We start from the raw sequence: 20785 nt of genomic DNA, 5'->3' as shown, positions 1-20785 counted from the left end.
GAATGGCCCTAGGCTGTTCTGCATGACGCGCGCTCAGTTGGACAAGCAGCCGGACGAGGTCGCCGCGATGTTCGATCGCACCGCCCGGCGCTACGACCTCGTCAACGACGTGATCTCGATGGGCCAGGTCAGGGTGTGGCGCAAGGCCGTCGCCGCGGCCGTCGACGCCGGGCCGGGGGAGGTCGTGCTCGACCTCGGAGCCGGCACCGGCACCTCGACCGACACGTTCACGACGCTGGGCGCGCGGGCGATCGCCTCCGACTTCTCGCTCGGCATGCTGAGCACCGGCGTGCGCCGCCGCGGGCGCAACGCGCTCACGGGCGAGGGGGTGCCGTTCGTCGCGGGCGACGCGATGCGGCTGCCGTTCGCCGACGACGTCTTCGACGCGGTGACGATCTCGGTGGCGCTGCGCAACGTTCAGGACACCGGCCAGGCGCTGCGCGAGATGCTGCGGGTGACCAAGCCGGGCGGCCGGCTGGTGATCCTGGAGTTTTCGCACGTGACGTTCGCGCCGTTCGATCTGGTCTACCGCGAATATCTGATGCGGCTGCTGCCGAAGGTGGCCAAGATTTTCGGCTCCAACGATGATTCGTACGAATATCTGGCCGAGTCGATCCGTGACTGGCCGGACCAGGCGACGCTGGCGCGCATCATCCAGGACGCCGGATGGCGGCGGGTCGCCTGGCGCAACCTCGACTTGGGGATCGTGGCCATGCACCGCGCGTTCAAAGCCGCGTGATCTACTAGGCTCTGACGGCCCCCCGGCTGCCACTTTGTCCAGGAAAAGGGTTAGACTGCGGGCCGACAAGTTTGTGAAGGGGTTCACAAAGGAACGAAGGCGAGACACCCCGAGGCCAGGCCTTCGAGCGTGTAGGACAGGACAGTCCAGTGACCGTGCCAGCAGTTGACGCTGACGTCATCGTCGTCGGCGCCGGTCCCGCCGGTTCCGCGACCGCCTTCTACCTGGCCCAGGCGGGTCTCGACGTGCTCGTCCTGGAGAAGACCCGCTTCCCCCGGGAGAAGGTCTGCGGTGACGGCCTGACCCCGCGAGCCGTCAAGCAGCTCCTCAACATGGGCGTCGACGTCGACGCCCCCGGCTGGGTGCGCAACAAGGGCCTGCGCGTCGTCGGCGGCGGCCTGCGCTTCGAGCTCGACTGGCCCAAGCTGGAGCGCTTCCCCGACTTCGGTCTCGTACGGACCCGCCAGGACTTCGACGAGATCCTGGCCGCCCACGCGGTCAAGGCCGGCGCGCGCCTGATGGAGGGCGTGACCGTCACCGGGCCGGTCCTCGACGACCGCAGCGGCCACATCACCGGCGTCACCACCAAGGACGGCACGGTCTACCGCGGCCGGCTGGTCGTGGCCGCCGACGGCAACAGCACCCGGCTGGCTCTCGGCATGGGCCTGCAAAGGCGCGAGGACCGCCCGATGGGCGTGGCCGTGCGCACCTACTTCACCAGCCCGCGCCACGACGACGACTACCTGGAGACGTGGCTGGAGCTGTGGGACGACCAGACGCTGCTGCCCGGCTACGGCTGGGTGTTCGGCGTCGGCGACGGCACCGCGAACGTGGGGCTCGGCCTGCTCAACACCAGCACCCACTTCAAGAACATCGACTACCGCGACCTGCTGCGCCGGTGGTGCCGGTCCATGCCCGCCGAGTGGGGCTTCACCGAGGAGAACATGACGGCCCCCATTCGCGGCGCCGCGCTCCCGATGGCCTTCAACCGGCAGCCGCACTACACGCGCGGCCTCCTGCTCGCCGGCGACTCCGGCGGTTCGATCAACCCGTTCAACGGCGAGGGCATCGCCTACGCCATGGAGACCGGCGAGATCGCCGCCGAGGTCGTCGCCAAGGCCCTCAAGGGCACCACCCCGGCGCAGCGAGAACGTGTCCTGCGGACGTATCCTCAGACGTTGAAGGACGCCTATGGCGGATATTTCACGCTGGGCAGGTTGTTCGTGCAGGCGATCGGGAAGCCGGGTGTGATGAGCTTCGGCACCAGGCACGGGCTTCCCCACCCGAGGCTGATGCGCTTCGCGCTCAAACTCCTTGGTAATCTCACCGACCGGCGAGGCGATGCGTCGGACAAGATCATCAACGCACTCTCGAAGGTCGCGCCACGAGCATGAATCCCACACCCATCCATAGATCAGGCTGCGCGCCCGCGCGCGCGGCGACTCCGGAGGAGGCGTAGCGATGGACCTGTACGTGCCCATCCTGGTGCTCGCCGTTCTCGCGGGGGGCTTCGCGATCTTCTCGGTCGCCATCGCCCCCTTCACCGGTCCCAAGCGCTGGAACCGCGCCAAGCTTGACGCCTACGAATGCGGCATCGAGCCGACGCCCCAGCCTGTCGGTGGCGGACGGTTCCCGCTCAAATACATGATCACGGCGATGCTCTTCATCGTCTTCGACATCGAGATCATCTTCCTCTACCCGTGGGCGGTCTCGTTCGCTCCGCTCACCAACGACGCGGGCAGCGTGATCTCCTCCGGCCTCGGGGTGTTCGCGCTCGTCGAGATGCTGCTGTTCATCGTCACCGTGCTCGTGGCCTACGCGTACGTGTGGCGCCGCAAGGGTCTGGACTGGGACTGAAAATGGGACTTGAAGAGAAACTCCCCAGCGGGTTCATCCTCAGCACGGTCGAGCAGGCCGCGGGCTGGGCGCGCAAGAACTCCGTATGGCCCGCCACCTTCGGGCTCGCCTGTTGCGCCATCGAGCTGATGGCCACCGGTGGCCCCCACTACGACCTGGCGCGCTTCGGCATGGAGCGCGCTTCGGCGTCTCCCCGGCAGGCCGACCTGATGATCGTCGCCGGCCGCGTGTCGCAGAAGATGGCTCCCGTCCTGCGGCAGATCTACGACCAGATGGCCGAGCCCAAGTGGGTCATCGCCATGGGCGTGTGCGCCTCCAGCGGCGGCATGTTCAACAACTACGCCATCGTGCAGGGCGTCGACCACATCGTGCCCGTCGACATCTACCTGCCCGGCTGCCCGCCGCGCCCGGAGATGCTCATCGACGCGATCGTCAAGCTGCACGACAAGATCCAGAACATGAAGTTCGGCGCGCACCGGGCCAAGCAGATCGAGGACCTCGAGCTCAAGGCGCTGCGCACGCTGCCGCTGATCGACCAAGGGGCCGCCAAGTGACCTCCCCTGACAACCTCCCCGAGGTCCCCGGCGCCGAGGTGCCCGAGGTCGCCAAGACCCCCGAGGCGCCCGTCGCCCGGCGCGGCATGTTCGGCGCCGCCGACTCCGGCGACACCTCCGGCTACGGCGGCCTCGTCGTCCGCCGCGCGCCGCAGATCTCCACGCCGCGCCCGTACGGGGGCTACTTCGACGAGCTCGTCGACGCCCTCGGCCTCGACGACGCCATCGAGCGCGTGGTCGTCGACCGCGGCGAGCTGACCCTGCACGTCAAGCGGGAGCGGCTGGTCGAGGTCTGCCAGAAGCTGCGCGACGACGCGGCGCTGCGCTTCGAGCTGTCGCTGGGCGTCACCGGCGTGCACTACCCGCACCTGGCGGGCGAGGAGCTGCACTCGGTGATCCACCTGTGCTCGATCACCCACAACCGGCGCGTCCGCGTCGAGACGAGCTGCCCCGACGCCGACCCGCACATCCCGTCGACCGTCGGCGTCTACCCGGGCCACGACTGGCACGAGCGCGAGGCGTACGACTTCTTCGGGATCATCTATGACGGCCACCCGGGCCTGACCCGGATCATGATGCCGGACGACTGGGACGGGCACCCCCAGCGCAAGGACTACCCGCTGGGCGGCATCCCGGTCGAGTACCGCGGGGCGACCATCCCCTCGCCCGACCACAGGAGGTCGTACGCGTGAGCGAGTTCTTCGAGCAGCGCGTTGACGACCGGAGGGAGGATCACTCGTGAGCACCGCATATGACGAGGCGACCGAGGGCAAGGTCTACTCGGTCACCGGCGCCGACTGGGACGAGGTCGTCAGCGGGGTCCGCGACTCCGACGACGAGCGCCTGGTCGTCAACATGGGCCCGCAGCACCCGTCCACGCACGGCGTGCTCCGCCTGGTCCTGACCCTCGACGGTGAGACGGTCACCGAGGCGCGCGGCGTCATCGGCTACCTGCACACCGGCATCGAGAAGAACATGGAGTACCGGACGTGGACGCAGGGCACCACGTTCGTCACTCGCATGGACTACCTGTCGCCGATCTTCAACGAGACGGCCTACTGCCTGAGCGTGGAGAAGCTGCTCGGCATCGAGGACCGCATCCCGGACCGGGCGCAGGCCATCCGCGTCATGATGATGGAGCTCAACCGGATCGCCTCGCACCTGGTCGCGATGGGCACGTTCGGCATGGAGCTCGGCGCCACCACGCCGTTCCTGTTCGGCTACCGTGACCGCGAAATGGTCATGGAGCTGTTCGAGTACATCACCGGACTGCGCATGAACCACGCCTACGTGCGGCCGGGCGGCGTCAGCGTCGACCTGCCCGCCGGAGCCGTGGACAAGGTCGGCGAGTTCCTCAAGGAGATGCCCAAGCGGATCAAGGACATCCGCAAGCTCCTCGACGAGAACCCGGTGTACGTCCGCCGCACCAAGGACGTCGCCTACCTCGACCTGACCGGCTGCATGGCGCTCGGCATCACCGGCCCCATCCTGCGGGCCGCCGGCCTGCCGTGGGACCTGCGCAAGTCGCAGCCCTACTGCGGTTACGAGACCTACGAGTTCGACGTGGCGACCCAGCGCGGCTGCGACGTCTACTCCCGCTACCTCGTGCGCATGCAGGAGATGGAGGAGTCCCTAAAGATCATCGAGCAGGCCCTGGACCGGATCGCCGGCCCGCTCAAGGGCGACCCGGTGATGATCGAGGACAAGAAGATCGGCTGGCCCGCGCAGCTCGCGCTCGGCCCCGACGGCTTCGGCAACTCCCCCGACCACATCGCGCACATCATGGGCAGCTCCATGGAAGCCCTGATCCACCACTTCAAGCTGGTGACCGAGGGCTTCCGCGTGCCGGCCGGCCAGGCCTACGCGCCGATCGAGTCGCCCAAGGGCGAGCTCGGCGCGCACGTCGTCAGCGACGGCGGCACCCGGCCCTACCGCGTCCACTTCCGCGAGCCGTCGTTCTGCAACCTGCAAAGCTTCCCCGCCATGGCGGAGGGCGGCCAGGTCGCCGACGTGATCGCCGCGGTGGCTTCTATCGACCCCGTCATGGGAGGTGTGGACCGGTGACTTATTCACCGGAAGTCCGCGAGCGTCTCGAACGCGACGCCAAGGAGATCATCGGCCGTTACCCGAAGACGCGGTCGGCGCTGCTTCCGCTGCTGCACCTGGTGCAGTCGGAGGACGGCTACGTCTCCGACGACGGGCACGAGTTCTGTGCGGAGATGCTGGGCCTGAGCAAGGCCGAGGTCGTCGGCGTCTCGACCTTCTACACCATGTACAAGCGCAAGCCCGCCGGCGAGTATCACGTCGGCGTCTGCATCAACGCGCTCTGCGCCGTCATGGGCGGCGACGAGATCTGGGACGAGCTGTCCGAGCACGTCGGCGTCGGCCACGAGGAGACGACCGGCGACGGCAAGATCTCGCTGGAGCGCCTGGAGTGCAACGCGGCCTGCGACTTCGCCCCGGTCATGATGGTCAACTGGGAGTTCTTCGACAACCAGACGCCCGAATCGGCCAAGCAGCTCGTCGACGACCTGCGTGACGGCAAGGACGTGCGGCCCACCCGCGGTCCGAAGAAGCTGTGCACGTTCAAGGAGGCGTCGCGGGTGCTCTCCGGCCTGCCCGACGAGCTGGCGGGCGACGGCCCCTCGGCCGCCGGCCCCTCGCTGGAGGGCCTCAAGCTGGCCAAGGCCAACGGATGGAAGGCCCCCGAGGCATGAGCACGACCCTGACACCGGTCCTGACCGCCAACTGGGACCGCCCCGACTCCTTCACCATCGACGGCTACGGGCCGTACGAGGCGGCCAAGAAGGCGCTGGGCATGGACCCGGACGCCGTCATCCAGGCCGTCAAGGACTCGGGCCTGCGCGGCCGCGGCGGCGCCGGCTTCCCCACCGGCATGAAGTGGGGCTTCATCCCGCAGGGTGACGGCAAGCCGCACTATCTCGTCGTCAACGCCGACGAGTCGGAGCCGGGCACCTGCAAGGACATCCCGCTCATGATGGCCAACCCGCACTCGCTGGTCGAGGGCGTCATCATCACGGCGTTCGCGATCCGCGCCAACCACGCCTTCATCTACGTGCGCGGCGAGGTGCTGCACGTCATCCGGCGGCTGCACGCGGCCGTGCGCGAGGCGTACGAGAAGGGCTATCTCGGCAAGGACATCTTCGGCACGGGCTACGACCTGGAGCTCGTCGTGCACAGCGGCGCCGGGGCGTACATCTGCGGCGAGGAGACGGCGCTGCTGGACTCGCTGGAGGGCTTCAGGGGTCAACCGCGGCTCAAGCCTCCGTTCCCGGCCGTGGCGGGCCTTTACGCCTCGCCTACTGTCGTGAACAACGTCGAGTCCGTGGCCAGTGTTCCCTCGATCATCGCCAACGGGGCCGACTGGTTCGCCGGGATGGGCACCGAGAAGTCCAAGGGCTTCGGCATCTTCTCGCTGAGCGGCCACGTCACCAGGCCCGGCCAGTACGAGGCTCCGCTCGGCATCACGCTGCGCGAGCTGCTCGACATGGCGGGCGGCATCCGCGCCGGGCACCGGATCAAGTTCTGGACCCCGGGCGGCTCGTCCACGCCGATCTTCACCGACGAGCACCTCGACGTGCCGCTCGACTTCGAGGCGGTCGGCGCGAAGGGCTCCATGCTCGGCACCCGGGCGCTGCAGATCTTCGACGAGACCACCTGCGTGGTCCGCACGGTGCTGCGCTGGACCGAGTTCTACGCCCACGAGTCGTGCGGCAAGTGCACGCCGTGCCGTGAGGGCACCTACTGGCTCAAGCAGGTGCTCAAGCGCCTGGAGAAGGGTCAGGGCACGGAGGAGGACCTGTCGACGATCACCGACATCGCCGACAACATCCTGGGCCGCTCGTTCTGCGCGCTCGGCGACGGCGCCACCAGCCCGATCCACTCCTCGGTGAAGTACTTCCGCGAGGAGTACCTCAAGCACTTCGAGGTCGGCGGCTGCCCGTTCGACGCGAAGAAGTCCACTCTGTGGGGTGACCAGTGACCGTGACAGAAACTGAGACCACCCTGGTGACCCTCACGATCGACGGGTTCCAGGTCAGCGTCCCCAAGGGCACGCTGATCATCAGGGCGGCCGAGCTGCTGGGCATCCAGATCCCCAGGTTCTGCGACCACCCGCTGCTCGACCCGGCGGCCAACTGCCGCCAGTGTCTCGTCGACATCCCCGACGCGGGCAACGGCCGCGGCTTCCCCAAGCCGCAGCCGTCGTGCGCGATCGAGGTCGCCGAGGGCATGGTCGTGCAGACCCAGCTGACCTCGCCGGTGGCGGAGAAGGCGCAGCGGGCGGCGATGGAGTTCCTGCTCCTGAACCACCCGCTCGACTGCCCGGTCTGCGACAAGGGCGGCGAGTGCCCGCTGCAGAACCAGGCCATGTCCAACGGCCAGGGCGAGTCGCGCTTCCAGGAGCAGAAGCGGACGTTCGCCAAGCCGCTGCCGCTGTCCACCCAGGTGCTGCTGGACCGCGAGCGCTGCGTGCAGTGCGCGCGCTGCATCCGCTTCTCCGACCAGATCGCCGGTGACCCGTTCATCGAGTTCTTCGAGCGCGGGGCCAAGGAGCAGGTGGGCGTCGCCGACGGCGAGCCGTTCCAGTCCTACTTCTCGGGCAACACGGTGCAGATCTGCCCGGTGGGCGCGCTGACCGGCGCCGCCTACCGGTTCCGTGCCCGCCCGTTCGACCTGGTGTCCACGCCGAGCGCGTGCGAGCACTGCGCCTCCGGGTGCAGCCTGCGCACCGACCACCGGCGCGGCCGCGTCACCCGCCGCCTGGCGGGCAACGACCCGCAGGTCAACGAGGAGTGGAACTGCGACAAGGGCCGCTGGGCGTTCACCTACGCCACGCAGCCCGACCGGCTCAGGACGCCGCTGGTCCGCAACGAGGAGGGCGTGCTGGAGCCCGCCTCCTGGCCGGAGGCGCTGAGCGTCGCCGCCCAGGGCCTCGCGGCCGCCCGCGGCAAGGCCGGCGTGCTGGTCGGCGGCCGGGTCACGGTCGAGGACGCCTACGCCTACGCCAAGTTCGCCCGGCTCGCGCTCGGCACGAACGACGTCGACTTCCGCGCCCGGCCGCACTCCGCCGAGGAGGCCCGCTTCCTCGCGCACGCGGTCGCCGGCAAGGGGATCGAGGTCTCCTACGCCGACCTGGAGAGCGCCCCCGCGGTGCTGCTCGTCGGGTTCGAGCCCGAGGAGGAGTCGCCGATCGTCTTCCTGCGCCTGCGCAAGGCGTGGCAGAAGCGCGGCCTCAAGGTCACCGCGATCGCCCCGTTCGCCACCAACGGCCTGGCCAAGATGGGCGGCACGCTCATCCGCACCGCGCCGGGCGGTGAGGCCGACGCGATCGGCGACCTGGTCGGCACGCTGGCCGAGGGCACGATCGTGCTCGCCGGCGAGCGCCTGGCGACCGTCCCCGGCGCGCTGTCGGCGCTGGTCCGGCTGGGCGCCGCCTCCGACGCCCGCATCGCCTGGGTCCCGCGCAGGGCCGGCGAGCGCGGCGCGGTCGAGGCGGGCGCGCTGCCCAACCTGCTGCCGATCGGCCGCCCGGTCGACGACGAGAGCGCCAGGGCCGAGATCGCCCGCGCCTGGAACGTGTCCTCGCTGCCCGCCACCCCGGGCCGCGACACCGACGCGATGCTCGCCGCCGCCCGTGACGGGGAGCTCGACGCGCTGGTCGTGGCCGGCGTCGACCCCTACGACCTGGCCAACCCGGTCGCCGCGCTGGAGGCGCTGGAGAACACGCCGTTCATCGTCAGCCTGGAGACGCGCGCCAGCGCCGTCACCGACCGGGCCGACGTGGTGCTGCCGGTCGCCACCGTGCAGGAGAAGGGCGGCACGTTCGTCAACTGGGAGGGCCGGGGCCGCTCGTTCGAGGCCCCGCTCAAGGTGCCCGGCCTGCGCAGCGACCTCGCGGTCGTCGGCGACCTGGCCGACCGCATGGACGTGCACCTGGGCCTGCCGGACGCCAAGGCGGCCCGGCGCGAGCTGTCGGGCATCGGCTCCTACCGGGGCACCCGCGTCGCCGCGCCGAGCGTCAGCGCCGGTTCGCCCGCCACCCCCGCCGCCGGCGGGGCCGTGCTGGCGACCTGGCACCTGCTGCTCGACGACGGCCGCCTCCAGGACGGCGAGCCGTACCTGGCCGGCACCGCGCGGGCGGCCGAGGCGCTGCTGTCGGAGAGCACGGCCGCGGAGATCGGCGTCGCCGACGGTGACAAGGTCGTCGTCGGCGGGCCCGGCCCGAACGCGGTCACGCTGCCCGTCCGCATCGCCGACCTGCCCGACCGCGTGGTCTGGGTGCCGTCGAACTCGGGCGGCTGCTCGGTCACGCGCGACCTCGGCGCGGTGGCCGGCGACATCGTCACCATCGGGAGCGCCTCATGACCTTCGTTCTCGCGGCCAGTCCGACCGTCGAAGACTTCGGCAAGGACCCGCTCTGGATCACCATCATCAAGGCGGTCATGCTCTTCGCCTTCCTGATGCTGGGCATCCTGTTCGGCGTCTGGTTCGAGCGCAAGCTCATCTCCCGGATGCAGAACCGCTACGGCCCCAACCGGGCGGGCAAGTTCGGCCTGCTCCAGTCGGTGGCCGACGGTCTGAAGATGGGCCTGAAGGAGGACATCTTCCCGCGGACCGTGGACAAGGTGCTCTACCTGCTGGCCCCGGTCATCATGGTGATCCCGGCCTTCCTGGCCTTCTCCATCGTGCCGTTCGGGCCGATGGTGAACCTGTTCGGCGTGCAGACGCCGCTCCAGCTCGTCGACCTGCCGGTGGCCGTGCTGTTCATGCTGGCCATGGGCGCCGTCTCGGTCTACGGCGTGGTGCTGGCCGGCTGGTCGTCGCGCTCGCCGTACGCCCTGCTCGGCGGCCTCCGGTCGGCGGCGCAGGTGGTCTCGTACGAGATCGCGATGGGCCTGTCGTTCGTGGCGATCTTCCTGTTCGCCGGGACGCTGTCCACCTCGGAGATCGTCGGCGCGCAGCAGCAGACCTGGTACGCCGTGCTGTTGCTGCCGTCGTTCCTGGTCTACGTGGTCTGCATGTTCGGCGAGGCCGCGCGCATCCCGTTCGACCTGCCCGAGGGTGAAGGCGAGCTGGTCGGCGGGTTCCAGACGGAATACTCCTCGTCGCTGAAGTTCGCCCTGATCATGATGGGCGAATACCTGCACACCTTCACCGCCTCGGCCATCGCCGTGACGCTGTTCATGGGCGGCTGGCGGGCACCGCTCCCGATGAGCTGGGAGTGGGCGCACACGGGCTGGGTTCCGGTGCTCTGGTTCTTCATCAAGTTCGTGCTGACGTTCTGCTTCATCGTCTGGGTGCGCGCCTCGCTGCCGCGTGTCCGGTACGACCAGCTGATGTCGCTGGGCTGGAAGGTCCTGATCCCGGTCAACCTGGCGTGGATCCTTCTCGTCGCCGCCGTTCGCAACATCATCTACGTGAACAACGGCACGTTCGAGGGGAGCATCTACGTCTCCGCCGGGCTCGGCGCGATCGTCGTCATCGGGGCGCTGGCCATCTGGATGCGGTTCGACACCGTGAACCAGCGGCGCAAGGAAGCCAGGAAGGCGGAGGTCGAAGCCGAGTTCGAGGAGCTGTCCAACGAGCCGACGGCAGGCGGCTTCCCTGTGCCGCCGCTCGATCTGCCGCACTACCACGGGGTGCAGCACAAGGAGATTCCCAGTGGGACTAACTGATTGGCTGAACCCCGTCAAGGGCTTCGGGGTCACCTTCCACACGATGTTCAAGAAGCCCGTCACGACCAACTACCCGGAGGAGAAGAAGCCGACGGCTCCGCGCTTCCACGGGCGGCACCAGCTCAACCGCTGGCCTGACGGGCTGGAGAAGTGCGTCGGCTGCGAGCTGTGCGCGTGGGCGTGTCCGGCCGACGCCATCTACGTGGAGGGCGCGGACAACACCGACGAGGAGCGCTTCTCGCCGGGCGAGCGCTACGGGCGCACCTACCAGATCAACTATCTGCGGTGCATCCTGTGCGGCCTGTGCATCGAGGCGTGCCCGACCCGGGCGCTCACCATGACCAACGAGTACGAGCTCGCCGACAGCAACCGCGAGAGCCTCATCTACACCAAGGAGATGCTCCTCGCGCCGCTCACCCAGGGCATGGAGCAGCCGCCGCACCCCATGCGGCTCGGCGAGACCGAAGAGGACTACTACCGGCTGGGACGGACCAATGGGTGAGACCATCACTTTCTGGGTGCTCGCCGTCGTGTCCGTCGGCGCCGCGCTCGGCGTGGTCTTCAACCGGAAGGCCGTCTACTCGGCGCTGATGCTCGGCACCGTGATGCTCTGCCTCGCGGTCCTCTACGCCGTGCAGGACGCGCCCTTCCTGGCCGCGGTGCAGATCATCGTCTACACCGGCGCCGTCATGATGCTGTTCCTGTTCGTGCTCATGCTGGTCGGCGTCGACTCCTCGGACTCGCTCGTGGAGACGCTCCGCGGCCAGCGGTTCTGGGCGATCATCGCGGGCGTCGGATTCGCCGCGCTGATCATCCTGGCCGTGGGCAACGCGATCTTCGCGCCGCAGACGGGCCTGGCGATGGCCACCGGTCAGGGCGGCTACATCCGCTCGATCGCGCTGCTGCTGTTCACCAAGTACGTCTTCGCGTTCGAGGTCACCTCGGCGCTGCTCATCACCGCCGCGCTCGCCGCGATGGTGCTGGCGCACCGCGAGCGGCTGGCCAAGAAGGCCACGCAGAAGGACCTGTCCAAGGCCCGCTTCCTCGGTGACCGCCCGTCGCCGCTGCCCGGCCCGGGCACGTACGCGACCGGCAACGCCATCGACATGCCGGCGCTGCTGCCCGACGGGTCCGTGGCCGAGTCCTCGGTCAACCGCTACATCGCCCGCTACGACGTGGAGCATGGGCACCTGCCCGAGGACCCCAAGCTCGCCGAGGCCATCAAGCACCGGGCCGAGGAGGAGTCCAAGTGACGACGCATTACCTCATCCTGTCGGGCCTGCTGTTCGCGATCGGCGCCATGGGCGTGCTGATCCGGCGCAACGCGATCGTCGTGTTCATGTGCGTCGAGCTCATGCTCAACGCCTGCAACCTGGCGTTCGTCACGTTCGCCAGGCAGGTCGGCAACCTCGAAGGCCAGATCATCGCGTTCTTCGTGATGGTGGTGGCCGCGGCCGAGGTCGTGGTCGGCCTGGCAATCATCGTGACGATCTTCCGAACCCGCAGGTCCGCGTCGGTCGACGACGCCAGCCTGCTGAAGTACTAAGAGGTGACTGGTGGAATCTCCTGCTGAGATCATCCAGCACACCGCTGGTGGCGCGATCGGCGTGTCCTGGCTGATGATCGCCCTCCCGCTGCTGGGGGCGTTCATCCTGCTGGTGTTCAACCGGTTCACCAACCGGTGGGGCCATCTGCTGGGCGTGGCCATGTCCCTCGCCTCGTTCGCCGTGGCGGTGCTGGCGTTCGTCGAGTTGCTCGGACTCGGCGAGGATCAGCGCCGCAGGGCCGTGCGGCTGTACGAGTTCATCCCCAGCCTGAAGCTGGACATGGGGCTGCTCGTCGACCCCCTGTCGGTCAGCTTCGCGCTGCTGATCACCGGTGTCGGATCGCTGATCCACATCTACTCGATCGGCTACATGTCGCACGACCCCGACCGGCGCAGGTTCTTCTCCTACCTGAACCTGTTCGTGGCCGCGATGCTCCTGCTGGTGCTGTCCGACAACTACGTCGGCCTGTTCATCGGCTGGGAGGGCGTCGGCCTGGCCTCGTACCTGCTCATCGGGTTCTGGCAGTTCAAGCCGTCGGCGGCGGTCGCGGCGAAGAAGGCGTTCGTCGTCAACCGCGTCGGTGACTTCGGGCTGCTGGTCGGCATGTTCATCATCTGGACGTCGTTCGGCTCGCTGGCCTTCAAGGACCTGGGCGCGCAGCAGATCGGCACCGCCTCCGACGGCACGCTGACCGCGATCGGCCTGCTGCTGCTCCTCGGCGCGTGCGGCAAGTCGGCGCAGCTCCCGCTGCAGTCGTGGCTCCTGGACGCGATGGAGGGCCCGACCCCGGTCTCGGCCCTCATCCACGCCGCGACCATGGTCACCGCCGGCGTCTACCTGGTGGTCCGCTCGGGCGCGTTCTTCGAGGCGTCCGACGTGGCCTCGCTCGTCGTCACGATCGTCGGTGTGGCCACGCTGCTCGCCGGTGCGATCATCGGTTGTGCCAAGGACGACATCAAGAAGGGCCTGGCCGGCTCGACGATGTCGCAGATCGGCTACATGATGCTCGGCGCGGGCCTCGGCCCGGCGGGCTACGCCTTCGCCATCGCGCACCTGATCGCGCACGGCTTCTTCAAGGCCGACATGTTCCTCGGCGCCGGCTCGGTCATGCACGGCATGAACGACGAGGTCGACATGCGCAAGTACGGCGGTCTCCGCAAGTACATGCCGATCACCTTCGCCACGTTCATGGTCGGCTACCTGGCCATCATCGGCTTCCCGTTCCTGTCCGGCTTCTACACCAAGGACGGGATCATCGAGACGGCCATGGAGCACGGCGCCTGGATGGGCTGGCTGGCCGTCCTCGGCGCGGGCATCACCGGCTTCTACATGTCCCGCATGATCTTCATGACGTTCTTCGGCGAGAAGCGCTGGGAGAAGGACGCGCACCCGCACGAGTCGCCCTCGGTGATGACCGTGCCGCTGATCCTGCTGTCGATCGGCTCGATCGTGCTCGGCTACTTCCTCATCATGGACAACAGGCTCATGCACTTCCTGGCGCCCGCGGTGGGCATGCCGGAGCACGCGCCCGTCCCGCACGTGTTCAGCACCACCACGGTGGGTCTGTCCACGCTGGCGCTGGTGGCCGTCGGCGCGGCGATCGCGTGGATGAAGTACGGCCGCGCCCAGGTGCCGGCCGTGCAGCCGCGCGGCTCGTTCCTCACCACCTTCGCCCGGCGTGACCTGTACGGCGACGCGCTCAACGAATCGCTGTTCATGCGCCCCGGCCAGTGGCTGACCCGCATCGCGGTGTACTTCGACAACCGCGGCATCGACGGGCTGGTCAACGGCCTGGCCGCGGGCATCGGCGGGAGCTCAGGGCGCCTGCGGCGGCTCCAGACGGGCTTCGCCAGAACGTACGCGTTGTCCATCCTGATCGGCGCCGCCCTGCTGACCGGCGCCCTGCTCCTCGTTGGGAACATCTGATGTCGTCACTCTGGCTCCCGATACTCATGGCGGTGCCCGTGCTGGGCGCCATCGTGGTAGCGCTGCTTCCCAAGGGCAGCGACAAGCTGGCCAAGCAGGTCACGCTGCTGGTCTCGCTGGTCGTGCTGGCGCTGACGCTCGTCATGGCGTTCCAGTTCACCGGCGCCCCCGGTGACCGGTTCAAGTTCGCGGCCACGTACGACTGGATCCCGAGCTTCGGGGTGCACTTCGGGGTGGGCGTCGACGGCATCGCGCTGGTGCTGATCGCCCTGTCGGCCGTGCTGGTGCCGATCGTGGTGCTCGCCTCGTGGCACGACGCCTCCGGCGTCAAGGCCGCCGACGGCACCGTGGTCGCGCCCAAGCGGTCGGTCAAGACGTACTTCTCGCTGCTGCTCGTGCTGGAAGCGATGATGATCGGCGTCTTCGCGGCGACCGACATCTTCCTGTTCTACGTCTTCTTCGAAGCCATGCTGATCCCGATGTACTTCATGATCGGGTCCTATGGCGGGGCGCAGCGGTCCTACGCGGCGGTCAAGTTCCTGCTGTACTCGCTCTTCGGCGGCCTGCTCATGCTGGTCGCGGTCATTGGCCTGTACGTCGTCGCGGGCAAGGGGACGTTCATGTTCCCCGAGCTCGTCGGCGCCATCCAGGACCCGGTGACGCAGAAGTGGCTGTTCGCGGGCTTCTTCATCGCCTTCGCCATCAAGGCGCCGCTCTGGCCGGTGCACACCTGGCTGCCCGACGCGGCCGCGCAGGCTCCGGCCGGCGCCGCGGTGCTGCTGGTCGGCGTGCTGGACAAGGTCGGCACGTACGGAATGCTCCGGTTCTGCCTGGAGCTGTTCCCCGACGCCGCCAAGGCGTTCACCATGCCGATCATCGTGCTGGCGGTCATCAGCATCATCTACGGCGCGATCGTGGCCATCGGCCAGACCGACATGAAGCGCCTGATCGCCTACACGTCGATCTCGCACTTCGGCTTCATCGTCATGGGCGTGTTCGCGATGTCGCAGGTGGCCCAGGAGGGCGCCGCCCTCTACATGGTCAACCACGGCTTCGCGACCGGCGCGCTGTTCCTGGCGGCCGGGTTCCTCATCGCCAGGCGCGGCTCTCCGCACATCGCCGACTACGGCGGCGCGCAGAAGGTCACGCCGCTGCTGGCCGGCTTCTTCCTGGTCGCCGGTCTGGCCGGGCTCTCGCTGCCGGGGCTGTCCTCGTTCGTCAGCGAGTTCATGGTGATGATCGGCACCTACTCCAGCCCGGCGTTCGGGTCGGGGGCGCTGACCGTCGCGGCGATCGTCTCCGCGCTGGCCGTCATCCTGGCCGCCGTCTACATCCTGTGGATGGTGCAGCGGACGCTCAACGGGCCGACCGCCGAGCCGGTCAAGGCGTTCAAGGACCTGAACGCGCGCGAGGTGTGGGTGCTCGCGCCGCTGGTCGCCCTGATCATCGGCTTCGGGTTCTTCCCCAAGCCGCTGCTCGACGTGATCACACCCGCGGTGACCAGCACGCTGTCCAACGTGCAGGTCGACAACCCGGCTATCGCTGAGAAGGGAGCCGGTCAGTGAACAACGTCATCGAGGCGCCGACGATCGAGTACGGCACGCTGGCGCCGCTGCTGCTCGTGTTCGCGGCCGCCGTCGTCGGCGTGCTGGTGGAGGCGTTCGCGCCCCGCTACCTGCGCAGGTCCATCCAGGTGCCGCTGACGCTGCTCAGCCTGGTCGGCGCGTTCGCGCTGGTGCTCGTGACCGTCGTCGGCGGCGGCGTGCCGACCGAGCCGGTCGCGATGGGGGCGCTCGCGGTCGACGGGCCGGCGCTGTTCATCTGGGGCGTCATCCTCGTCCTGTCCATCGTCTGCGTGCTGCTGATCAATGACGAGGGCCACTTCGTCGCCTCGGCGGCGTCGGTGCCCGGCAGCGCCGACGAGGAAGAGGCCGAGCGGGCCGGCAGCGCGCACACCGAGGTCTACCCGCTGGCGCTGTTCGCGGTGGGCGGCATGCTCATGTTCCCCGCCGCGAACGACCTGCTGACCATGTTCGTCGGCCTCGAGGTCATGTCGCTGCCGCTGTACCTGCTGTGCGGCCTGGCCCGGCGTCGCCGCCTGCTCTCGCAGGAAGCCTCGCTGAAGTACTTCCTGCTGGGCGCGTTCTCCTCGGCGTTCTTCCTGTACGGCATCGCGATGCTGTACGGCTACGCCGGGACCGTGTCGCTGGCCGGGATCGGCCAGGCCATGACGACCGGGGCCGCGCTGGACCCGCTGCTGCTGATCGGCTTCGCGCTGGCCGGCGTGGGCCTGCTGTTCAAGATCGGCGCGGCGCCGTTCCAGGCGTGGAAGCCGGACGTCTACCAGGGCGCCCCGACGCCCATCACCGCCCTCATGGCCTCCGGCACGCTGGTGGCCGCCGTGGGCGCGCTGCTGCGCGTCTTCTGGGTGGCGCTGGGCAACCTCGACTGGAACTGGCGTCCGGTCATCTGGGTCATCGCGGCCCTGACGATGATCGTCGGCGCGGTGCTGGCGATCACGCAGACCGACATCAAGCGGATGCTCGCCTACTCCTCGATCGCGCACGCCGGCTTCCTGCTGGTGGGCGTCATGGCCACCTACTCGGCCGCCGAGGGCAACGCGGTGTCGCTGCAGGCGATCCTGTTCTACCTGCTCGTGTACGGCATCACCACGGTCGGCGCGTTCGCCGTGGTCACGCTGGTGCGCGATCCCGGCGGCGAGGCCAACCACCTCTCCCGCTGGGCCGGGCTGGGCAAGCGGTCGCCGATCCTGGCCGGGGTGTTCGCCTTCTTCCTGCTGGCGTTCGCCGGAATCCCGCTCACGAGCGGCTTCTTCGGCAAGTACGCGGTCTTCACGGCGGCGCTCGGCAGCGCCTCCGAGGCCGGCGACTCGCTGGGCGGCTGGATGACCGGACTGGTCGTGGTCGGCGTCATCGCCTCGGCGATCGCCGCGTTCTTCTACGTCCGCGTCATCGTGCTGATGTTCTTCAGCGAGCCCGCGGCCGACGGCCCGGCCATCGCGATCCCCAGTGCGGGGACCGTGGCGGTCATCGCCGTCTCGCTGCTGGTTACGGTAGGAGTCGGGCTGTACCCGGAGCCCGTGCTCGACCTTGCCCAGCAGGCTGCATCTGGCCTTTTCGTTAGATAGGGGATCCCATATGTCCGCGCCTCCCGTTGTTGACCTTCCCATCGAGGACGAGCGGTTGGCGCAGGACGTGTCCAACGGGCTGGCCGCGGTGGAGAAGCTGCTGCGCTCGTCGGTGGAGAGCGAGGACGCCTTCGTCACGGAGGCGTCCAAGCACCTCATCGAGGCCGGTGGCAAGCGTTTCCGCACGCTGATGGTGCTGCTGGCGGCCCAGTTCGGCGACCCGTCGGCGCCGGGCGTGGTGCCCGGCGCCGTGGTGATCGAGCTGACCCATCTCGGGTCGCTCTACCACGACGACGTGATGGACGAGGCCCCGGTGCGCCGGGGCTCCCCGTCGGCCAACGCCCGGTGGGACAACACCGTGGCCATCCTGACCGGCGACTACCTGTTCGCCCAGGCTTCCGACCTGCTCGCCGACCTCGGCCCCGAGCTGATCCGGGTCCAGGCGCAGACGTTCTCCCGCCTCGTGCAGGGGCAGATCCGCGAGACCATCGGCCCTCAGGCCGGTGACGACCCGGTGGCCCACTACATCAGCGTGCTGGCCGACAAGACCGGCTCGCTCATCGCGGCCTCGGGCCGCTTCGGGGCGCTGCTGTCCGGCGCTCCCGCCGACGTGGAGGAGCGGCTGAGCCGGGCCTGCGAGGCGATCGGCGTGGCCTGGCAGCTCGGCGACGACCTGCTGGACGTGGCCTCCTCCTCCACCGAGTCGGGCAAGACGCCCGGCACCGACCTGCGTGAGGGCATCAAGACGCTGCCGGTGCTCTACGTGCTGGCCTCCGACCCGTCGTCGCGGCTGGCCGAGCTGCTGTCGGGGCCGGTGGCCGAGTCGGACCTGGACGAGGCGCTGACGCTGCTGCGGGCGCACCCGGCGATGGCTCAGGCGCGGGCCGAGCTGGACGCGTGGGTGGACCGGGCTCGGCACGACATCTCCGGCCTGCCTGACATCCCGGCCAAGTCCGCCTTTTTGGCGCTATGTGACTACGTGGTCGAGCGGTCGGGCTGACGCCTTCTTCTTCGGCCGCCGTGCCCGTGCCGCACGGAAGCTGTCGTACGTGAAGATCGCCAGCGCGATCCACACGATGGCGAAGCCGGCCCACCGGCTCGGCGGCATCGTCTCCTTGGCGATCAGCACCCCGACCAGGAACTGCAGCACGGGCGCGATGTACTGAAGCAGCCCGATCGTGCTGAGCGGCACCCGGATCGCCGAGGCGGTGAACGCCAGCAGCGGCAGCGCCGTGATCACCCCCGCCCCCACGAGCAGCGCGACGTGCCCCGCCCCCAGGGTGCCGAACGTCGACTGCCCCTGCTGCTGCAGGAACGTCAGATACACCAGCGCCGGCACCAGCAGCACGAGCGTCTCCACGGTCAGGCTCTCGGCCGCCCCGACGTTCGCCTGCTTCTTGACCAGCCCGTACACCGCGAAGCTCACCGCCAGCACCAGCGCCATGTACGGCGGCCGCCCGTAGTTGACAGTCAGCACCAGCACCGCCAGCGCCCCGAACCCCACGGCCGTCCACTGCAACGGCCGCAGCCGCTCCTTCAGCAGCAGCACCCCGAACAGCACGCTGACCAGCGGGTTGATGAAGTACCCCAGCGCGCTCTCGACCACATGGCCGGTGTTGACCGCGTAGATGTACGTGCCCCAGTTGACCGTGATCACCACCGCGGCCACGGTCAGCAGCCCGAGCTTGCGCGGCTGCCGTACCAGCTCCTTGACCCACGACCAGTGCCGGCGCACGAGCAGCACCGCCACGACGGCGACCAGCGACCAGACGATGCGGTGCGCGAGGATCTCCACCGCCCCGGACGGCTTCAGCAGCGGCCAGTAGAGGGGGAACAGTCCCCACATGGCATAAGCGGCCACCCCGAACAGCACACCGCGTCGCAAGTCAGGCATGTCCCCCATCTTCGGGCATTACCATGCTTAAACACAAATGTGCACATCTATACGGGACTATGTAGAAGGTGTTAAGCGTTGTGCCGTCTGTAGAGTGAACCGTGGAGGTGCGCTATGGGTTGGCTGTTCGGAACCAAGACATCGATGGTCAGTCGCGAGGACGCCCTGCCGGGCCGCCCCGACCCGATCCCCGTCCCCGCCCGCCACGCCGTCCTCGACGCCCCGCTGGCCCCGCCCTACCCGCCGGGCGTGGAAGTCGCGGACTTCGGCCTGGGCTGCTTCTGGGGCGCGGAGCGCAAGTTCTGGCAGACGCCCGGCGTCGTCACCACGGCCGCCGGCTACCAGGGCGGCTACACCCCCAACCCGACGTACGAAGAGGTCTGTAGCGGGCGCACCGGACACACCGAGGTGGTACGCGTCGTCTTCGACCCGGCCGTGACCTCGTACGAGGAGCTGCTGAAGGTCTTCTGGGAGGCGCACGACCCCACCCAGGGCATGCGCCAGGGCAACGACGTCGGCACCCAGTACCGGTCGGCCGTCTACTACCACTCGCCGGAGCAGCAGAAGGCCGCCGAGACCTCGCGCGACGCGTACCAGAAGGTGCTGACGGAGGCGGGCTACGGCGCCATCACGACAGAGGTGGCACCGGCGGGACCGTTCTACTTCGCGGAGGACTATCACCAGCAGTACCTCCACCGCAACAAAAACGGGTACTGCGGGATCGGTGGGACCGGCGTGGCCTGTCCGGTGGGTCTGACTTCCGGCGAGGCGTAGACCTGCGGAGATAGCTAGATCCTGGCCCTTGATCGCCCCAGTAGGTCTGGTGTTGATCATGGGCCAGAGCCGTCTTCGGCGACAACCTTCACTACAGGGTTAAAGGCGAGCCGTCTTCGGCGTCTCGCCGCGCGTCGGGCGGTCGCTGGCCGCGCTGCGGCCTGGGGGCCGGTCGCGGCCAGCACCGCCCACGCGCTGGTGTAGCTGGGTGGGAGCGCACTCCGCTATTCATCACCGGGTGGAGGTGCGCCGAGAGACCATGCGGTAACTGCCGAGAGCTTCACGCGCCACGGCATGGGGTTCAGGTTGTTGCCACCTGTGAGTAGTGTGGCATCCCAAAGGTGAAGGTATTGCCCCACGTGGTCGATCACTGACCCATCGGGTGTGACCAGACCAGATGCGGAGGTAATGGCCCGCAAGATGGCGGCCGCTTGTGCTGCTCCTTCGCTAGCCCGTTCCAGCCCTTGGAGCCACTGATTGTGCCACTTTGCGCGACTGATTAGGCGGCCGTGGAGTATGCCGCCAGGGAAGGCGACTAAGACGTCCATCTCGGTGCCTAGTGCTGTGACCGGAAACGATCACCGGGTTGGCGTGTAGGACGGTCCTGCCGATTGGATGAGCTGATCACGCTCGTTCCAGCAGCTGGGAG

The 20785-nt window shown here is 68.7% G+C and carries 19 protein-coding genes; 18 read left to right on the top strand and 1 reads right to left on the bottom strand.

What is annotated here, in order from left to right:
- Nucleotides 1-22 precede the first annotated feature (22 nt).
- From ACWDXC_RS44640 to ACWDXC_RS44560, 17 genes are all read left to right on the top strand, one after another.
- Complete coding sequence (locus ACWDXC_RS44640) at nt 23-739, top strand: demethylmenaquinone methyltransferase (RefSeq protein ID WP_219504479.1); 717 nt, start codon at nt 23-25, stop codon at nt 737-739.
- Nucleotides 740-888: 149 nt separating this feature from the next.
- The gene (locus ACWDXC_RS44635) at nt 889-2133 is read left to right on the top strand and encodes a geranylgeranyl reductase family protein (protein ID WP_219504481.1); all 1245 of its coding nucleotides are present in this window, start codon (nt 889-891) and stop codon (nt 2131-2133) included.
- Nucleotides 2134-2200: 67 nt separating this feature from the next.
- The gene (locus ACWDXC_RS44630) at nt 2201-2596 is read left to right on the top strand and encodes an NADH-quinone oxidoreductase subunit A (protein ID WP_219504483.1); all 396 of its coding nucleotides are present in this window, start codon (nt 2201-2203) and stop codon (nt 2594-2596) included.
- A gap of 2 nt (nt 2597-2598) precedes the next feature.
- On the top strand, nt 2599-3150 hold the full coding sequence (locus ACWDXC_RS44625) for a NuoB/complex I 20 kDa subunit family protein (RefSeq protein WP_219504486.1): 552 nt from the start codon (nt 2599-2601) through the stop codon (nt 3148-3150).
- Entirely contained in the window at nt 3147-3842 is a 696-nt protein-coding gene (locus ACWDXC_RS44620; RefSeq protein WP_449993080.1) for an NADH-quinone oxidoreductase subunit C, read from the top strand. Before ACWDXC_RS44625 ends, ACWDXC_RS44620 begins: the two co-directional genes overlap by 4 nt.
- Before the next feature lie 46 nt (nt 3843-3888).
- A complete protein-coding gene (locus ACWDXC_RS44615) occupies nt 3889-5214 on the top strand; it encodes an NADH-quinone oxidoreductase subunit D (RefSeq protein WP_219504490.1) in 1326 nt (441 codons plus the stop codon).
- A complete protein-coding gene (nuoE, locus tag ACWDXC_RS44610; protein ID WP_364167872.1) occupies nt 5211-5867 on the top strand; it encodes an NADH-quinone oxidoreductase subunit NuoE in 657 nt (218 codons plus the stop codon). The genes ACWDXC_RS44615 and nuoE overlap by 4 nt, the downstream gene beginning before the upstream one ends.
- Nucleotides 5864-7153, top strand: coding sequence for an NADH-quinone oxidoreductase subunit NuoF (nuoF, locus tag ACWDXC_RS44605; RefSeq protein ID WP_375072580.1), 1290 nt, complete (start codon nt 5864-5866; stop codon nt 7151-7153). The genes nuoE and nuoF overlap by 4 nt, the downstream gene beginning before the upstream one ends.
- Nucleotides 7150-9537, top strand: coding sequence for an NADH-quinone oxidoreductase subunit G (locus tag ACWDXC_RS44600; RefSeq protein ID WP_449993077.1), 2388 nt, complete (start codon nt 7150-7152; stop codon nt 9535-9537). Before nuoF ends, ACWDXC_RS44600 begins: the two co-directional genes overlap by 4 nt.
- Nucleotides 9534-10847: an NADH-quinone oxidoreductase subunit NuoH gene (nuoH, locus tag ACWDXC_RS44595; protein ID WP_219504498.1), complete on the top strand. Its 1314-nt coding sequence runs from the start codon at nt 9534-9536 to the stop codon at nt 10845-10847. Before ACWDXC_RS44600 ends, nuoH begins: the two co-directional genes overlap by 4 nt.
- Nucleotides 10834-11349 carry an NADH-quinone oxidoreductase subunit NuoI gene (gene nuoI, locus ACWDXC_RS44590; protein WP_219504500.1) on the top strand — a complete coding sequence of 172 codons (516 nt, stop codon included), beginning with the start codon at nt 10834-10836 and terminating at the stop codon, nt 11347-11349. Before nuoH ends, nuoI begins: the two co-directional genes overlap by 14 nt.
- Complete coding sequence (locus tag ACWDXC_RS44585) at nt 11342-12100, top strand: NADH-quinone oxidoreductase subunit J (protein WP_219504501.1); 759 nt, start codon at nt 11342-11344, stop codon at nt 12098-12100. Before nuoI ends, ACWDXC_RS44585 begins: the two co-directional genes overlap by 8 nt.
- Nucleotides 12097-12393, top strand: a complete 297-nt coding sequence (gene nuoK / locus ACWDXC_RS44580; RefSeq protein WP_449993074.1) for an NADH-quinone oxidoreductase subunit NuoK — start codon at nt 12097-12099, stop codon at nt 12391-12393. The genes ACWDXC_RS44585 and nuoK overlap by 4 nt, the downstream gene beginning before the upstream one ends.
- A gap of 73 nt (nt 12394-12466) precedes the next feature.
- Complete coding sequence (nuoL, locus tag ACWDXC_RS44575) at nt 12467-14320, top strand: NADH-quinone oxidoreductase subunit L (RefSeq protein ID WP_219504694.1); 1854 nt, start codon at nt 12467-12469, stop codon at nt 14318-14320.
- Entirely contained in the window at nt 14320-15885 is a 1566-nt protein-coding gene (locus ACWDXC_RS44570) for an NADH-quinone oxidoreductase subunit M (RefSeq protein WP_219504504.1), read from the top strand. The genes nuoL and ACWDXC_RS44570 overlap by 1 nt, the downstream gene beginning before the upstream one ends.
- Nucleotides 15882-17468 carry an NADH-quinone oxidoreductase subunit NuoN gene (nuoN, locus tag ACWDXC_RS44565; protein WP_219504506.1) on the top strand — a complete coding sequence of 529 codons (1587 nt, stop codon included), beginning with the start codon at nt 15882-15884 and terminating at the stop codon, nt 17466-17468. The genes ACWDXC_RS44570 and nuoN overlap by 4 nt, the downstream gene beginning before the upstream one ends.
- 10 nt (nt 17469-17478) lie before the next feature.
- Nucleotides 17479-18468: a polyprenyl synthetase family protein gene (locus tag ACWDXC_RS44560; protein ID WP_449993071.1), complete on the top strand. Its 990-nt coding sequence runs from the start codon at nt 17479-17481 to the stop codon at nt 18466-18468.
- On the opposite strand, the gene rarD is transcribed toward ACWDXC_RS44560, so the two are convergent.
- Nucleotides 18436-19362, bottom strand: coding sequence for an EamA family transporter RarD (gene rarD / locus ACWDXC_RS44555; RefSeq protein WP_449993069.1), 927 nt, complete (start codon nt 19360-19362; stop codon nt 18436-18438). The two genes, ACWDXC_RS44560 and rarD, sit on opposite strands and share 33 nt — an antisense overlap.
- A gap of 114 nt (nt 19363-19476) precedes the next feature.
- Here rarD and msrA point away from each other — a divergent pair, with 114 nt between their 5' ends.
- On the top strand, nt 19477-20136 hold the full coding sequence (gene msrA, locus ACWDXC_RS44550; RefSeq protein ID WP_449993067.1) for a peptide-methionine (S)-S-oxide reductase MsrA: 660 nt from the start codon (nt 19477-19479) through the stop codon (nt 20134-20136).
- Nucleotides 20137-20785 lie beyond the last annotated feature (649 nt).

This window comes from Nonomuraea sp. NPDC003214 (genome assembly GCF_053590035.1).
This window is presented reverse-complemented; position numbering and strand designations above follow the sequence as displayed.

Bases quoted from the DNA above. Each gene is read 5' to 3' on its own strand.
- ACWDXC_RS44640 (WP_219504479.1), top strand. From the start codon at position 23: ATGACGCGCGCTCAGTTGGACAAGCAGCCGGACGAGGTCGCCGCGATG.
- ACWDXC_RS44630 (WP_219504483.1), top strand. From the start codon at position 2,201: ATGGACCTGTACGTGCCCATCCTGGTGCTCGCCGTTCTCGCGGGGGGC.
- ACWDXC_RS44625 (WP_219504486.1), top strand. From the start codon at position 2,599: ATGGGACTTGAAGAGAAACTCCCCAGCGGGTTCATCCTCAGCACGGTC.
- nuoF (WP_375072580.1), top strand. From the start codon at position 5,864: ATGAGCACGACCCTGACACCGGTCCTGACCGCCAACTGGGACCGCCCC.
- nuoH (WP_219504498.1), top strand. From the start codon at position 9,534: ATGACCTTCGTTCTCGCGGCCAGTCCGACCGTCGAAGACTTCGGCAAG.
- ACWDXC_RS44585 (WP_219504501.1), top strand. From the start codon at position 11,342: ATGGGTGAGACCATCACTTTCTGGGTGCTCGCCGTCGTGTCCGTCGGC.
- nuoL (WP_219504694.1), top strand. From the start codon at position 12,467: ATGATCGCCCTCCCGCTGCTGGGGGCGTTCATCCTGCTGGTGTTCAAC.
- ACWDXC_RS44570 (WP_219504504.1), top strand. From the start codon at position 14,320: ATGTCGTCACTCTGGCTCCCGATACTCATGGCGGTGCCCGTGCTGGGC.
- ACWDXC_RS44560 (WP_449993071.1), top strand. From the start codon at position 17,479: ATGTCCGCGCCTCCCGTTGTTGACCTTCCCATCGAGGACGAGCGGTTG.
- rarD (WP_449993069.1), bottom strand. From the start codon at position 19,362: ATGCCTGACTTGCGACGCGGTGTGCTGTTCGGGGTGGCCGCTTATGCC.
- msrA (WP_449993067.1), top strand. From the start codon at position 19,477: ATGGGTTGGCTGTTCGGAACCAAGACATCGATGGTCAGTCGCGAGGAC.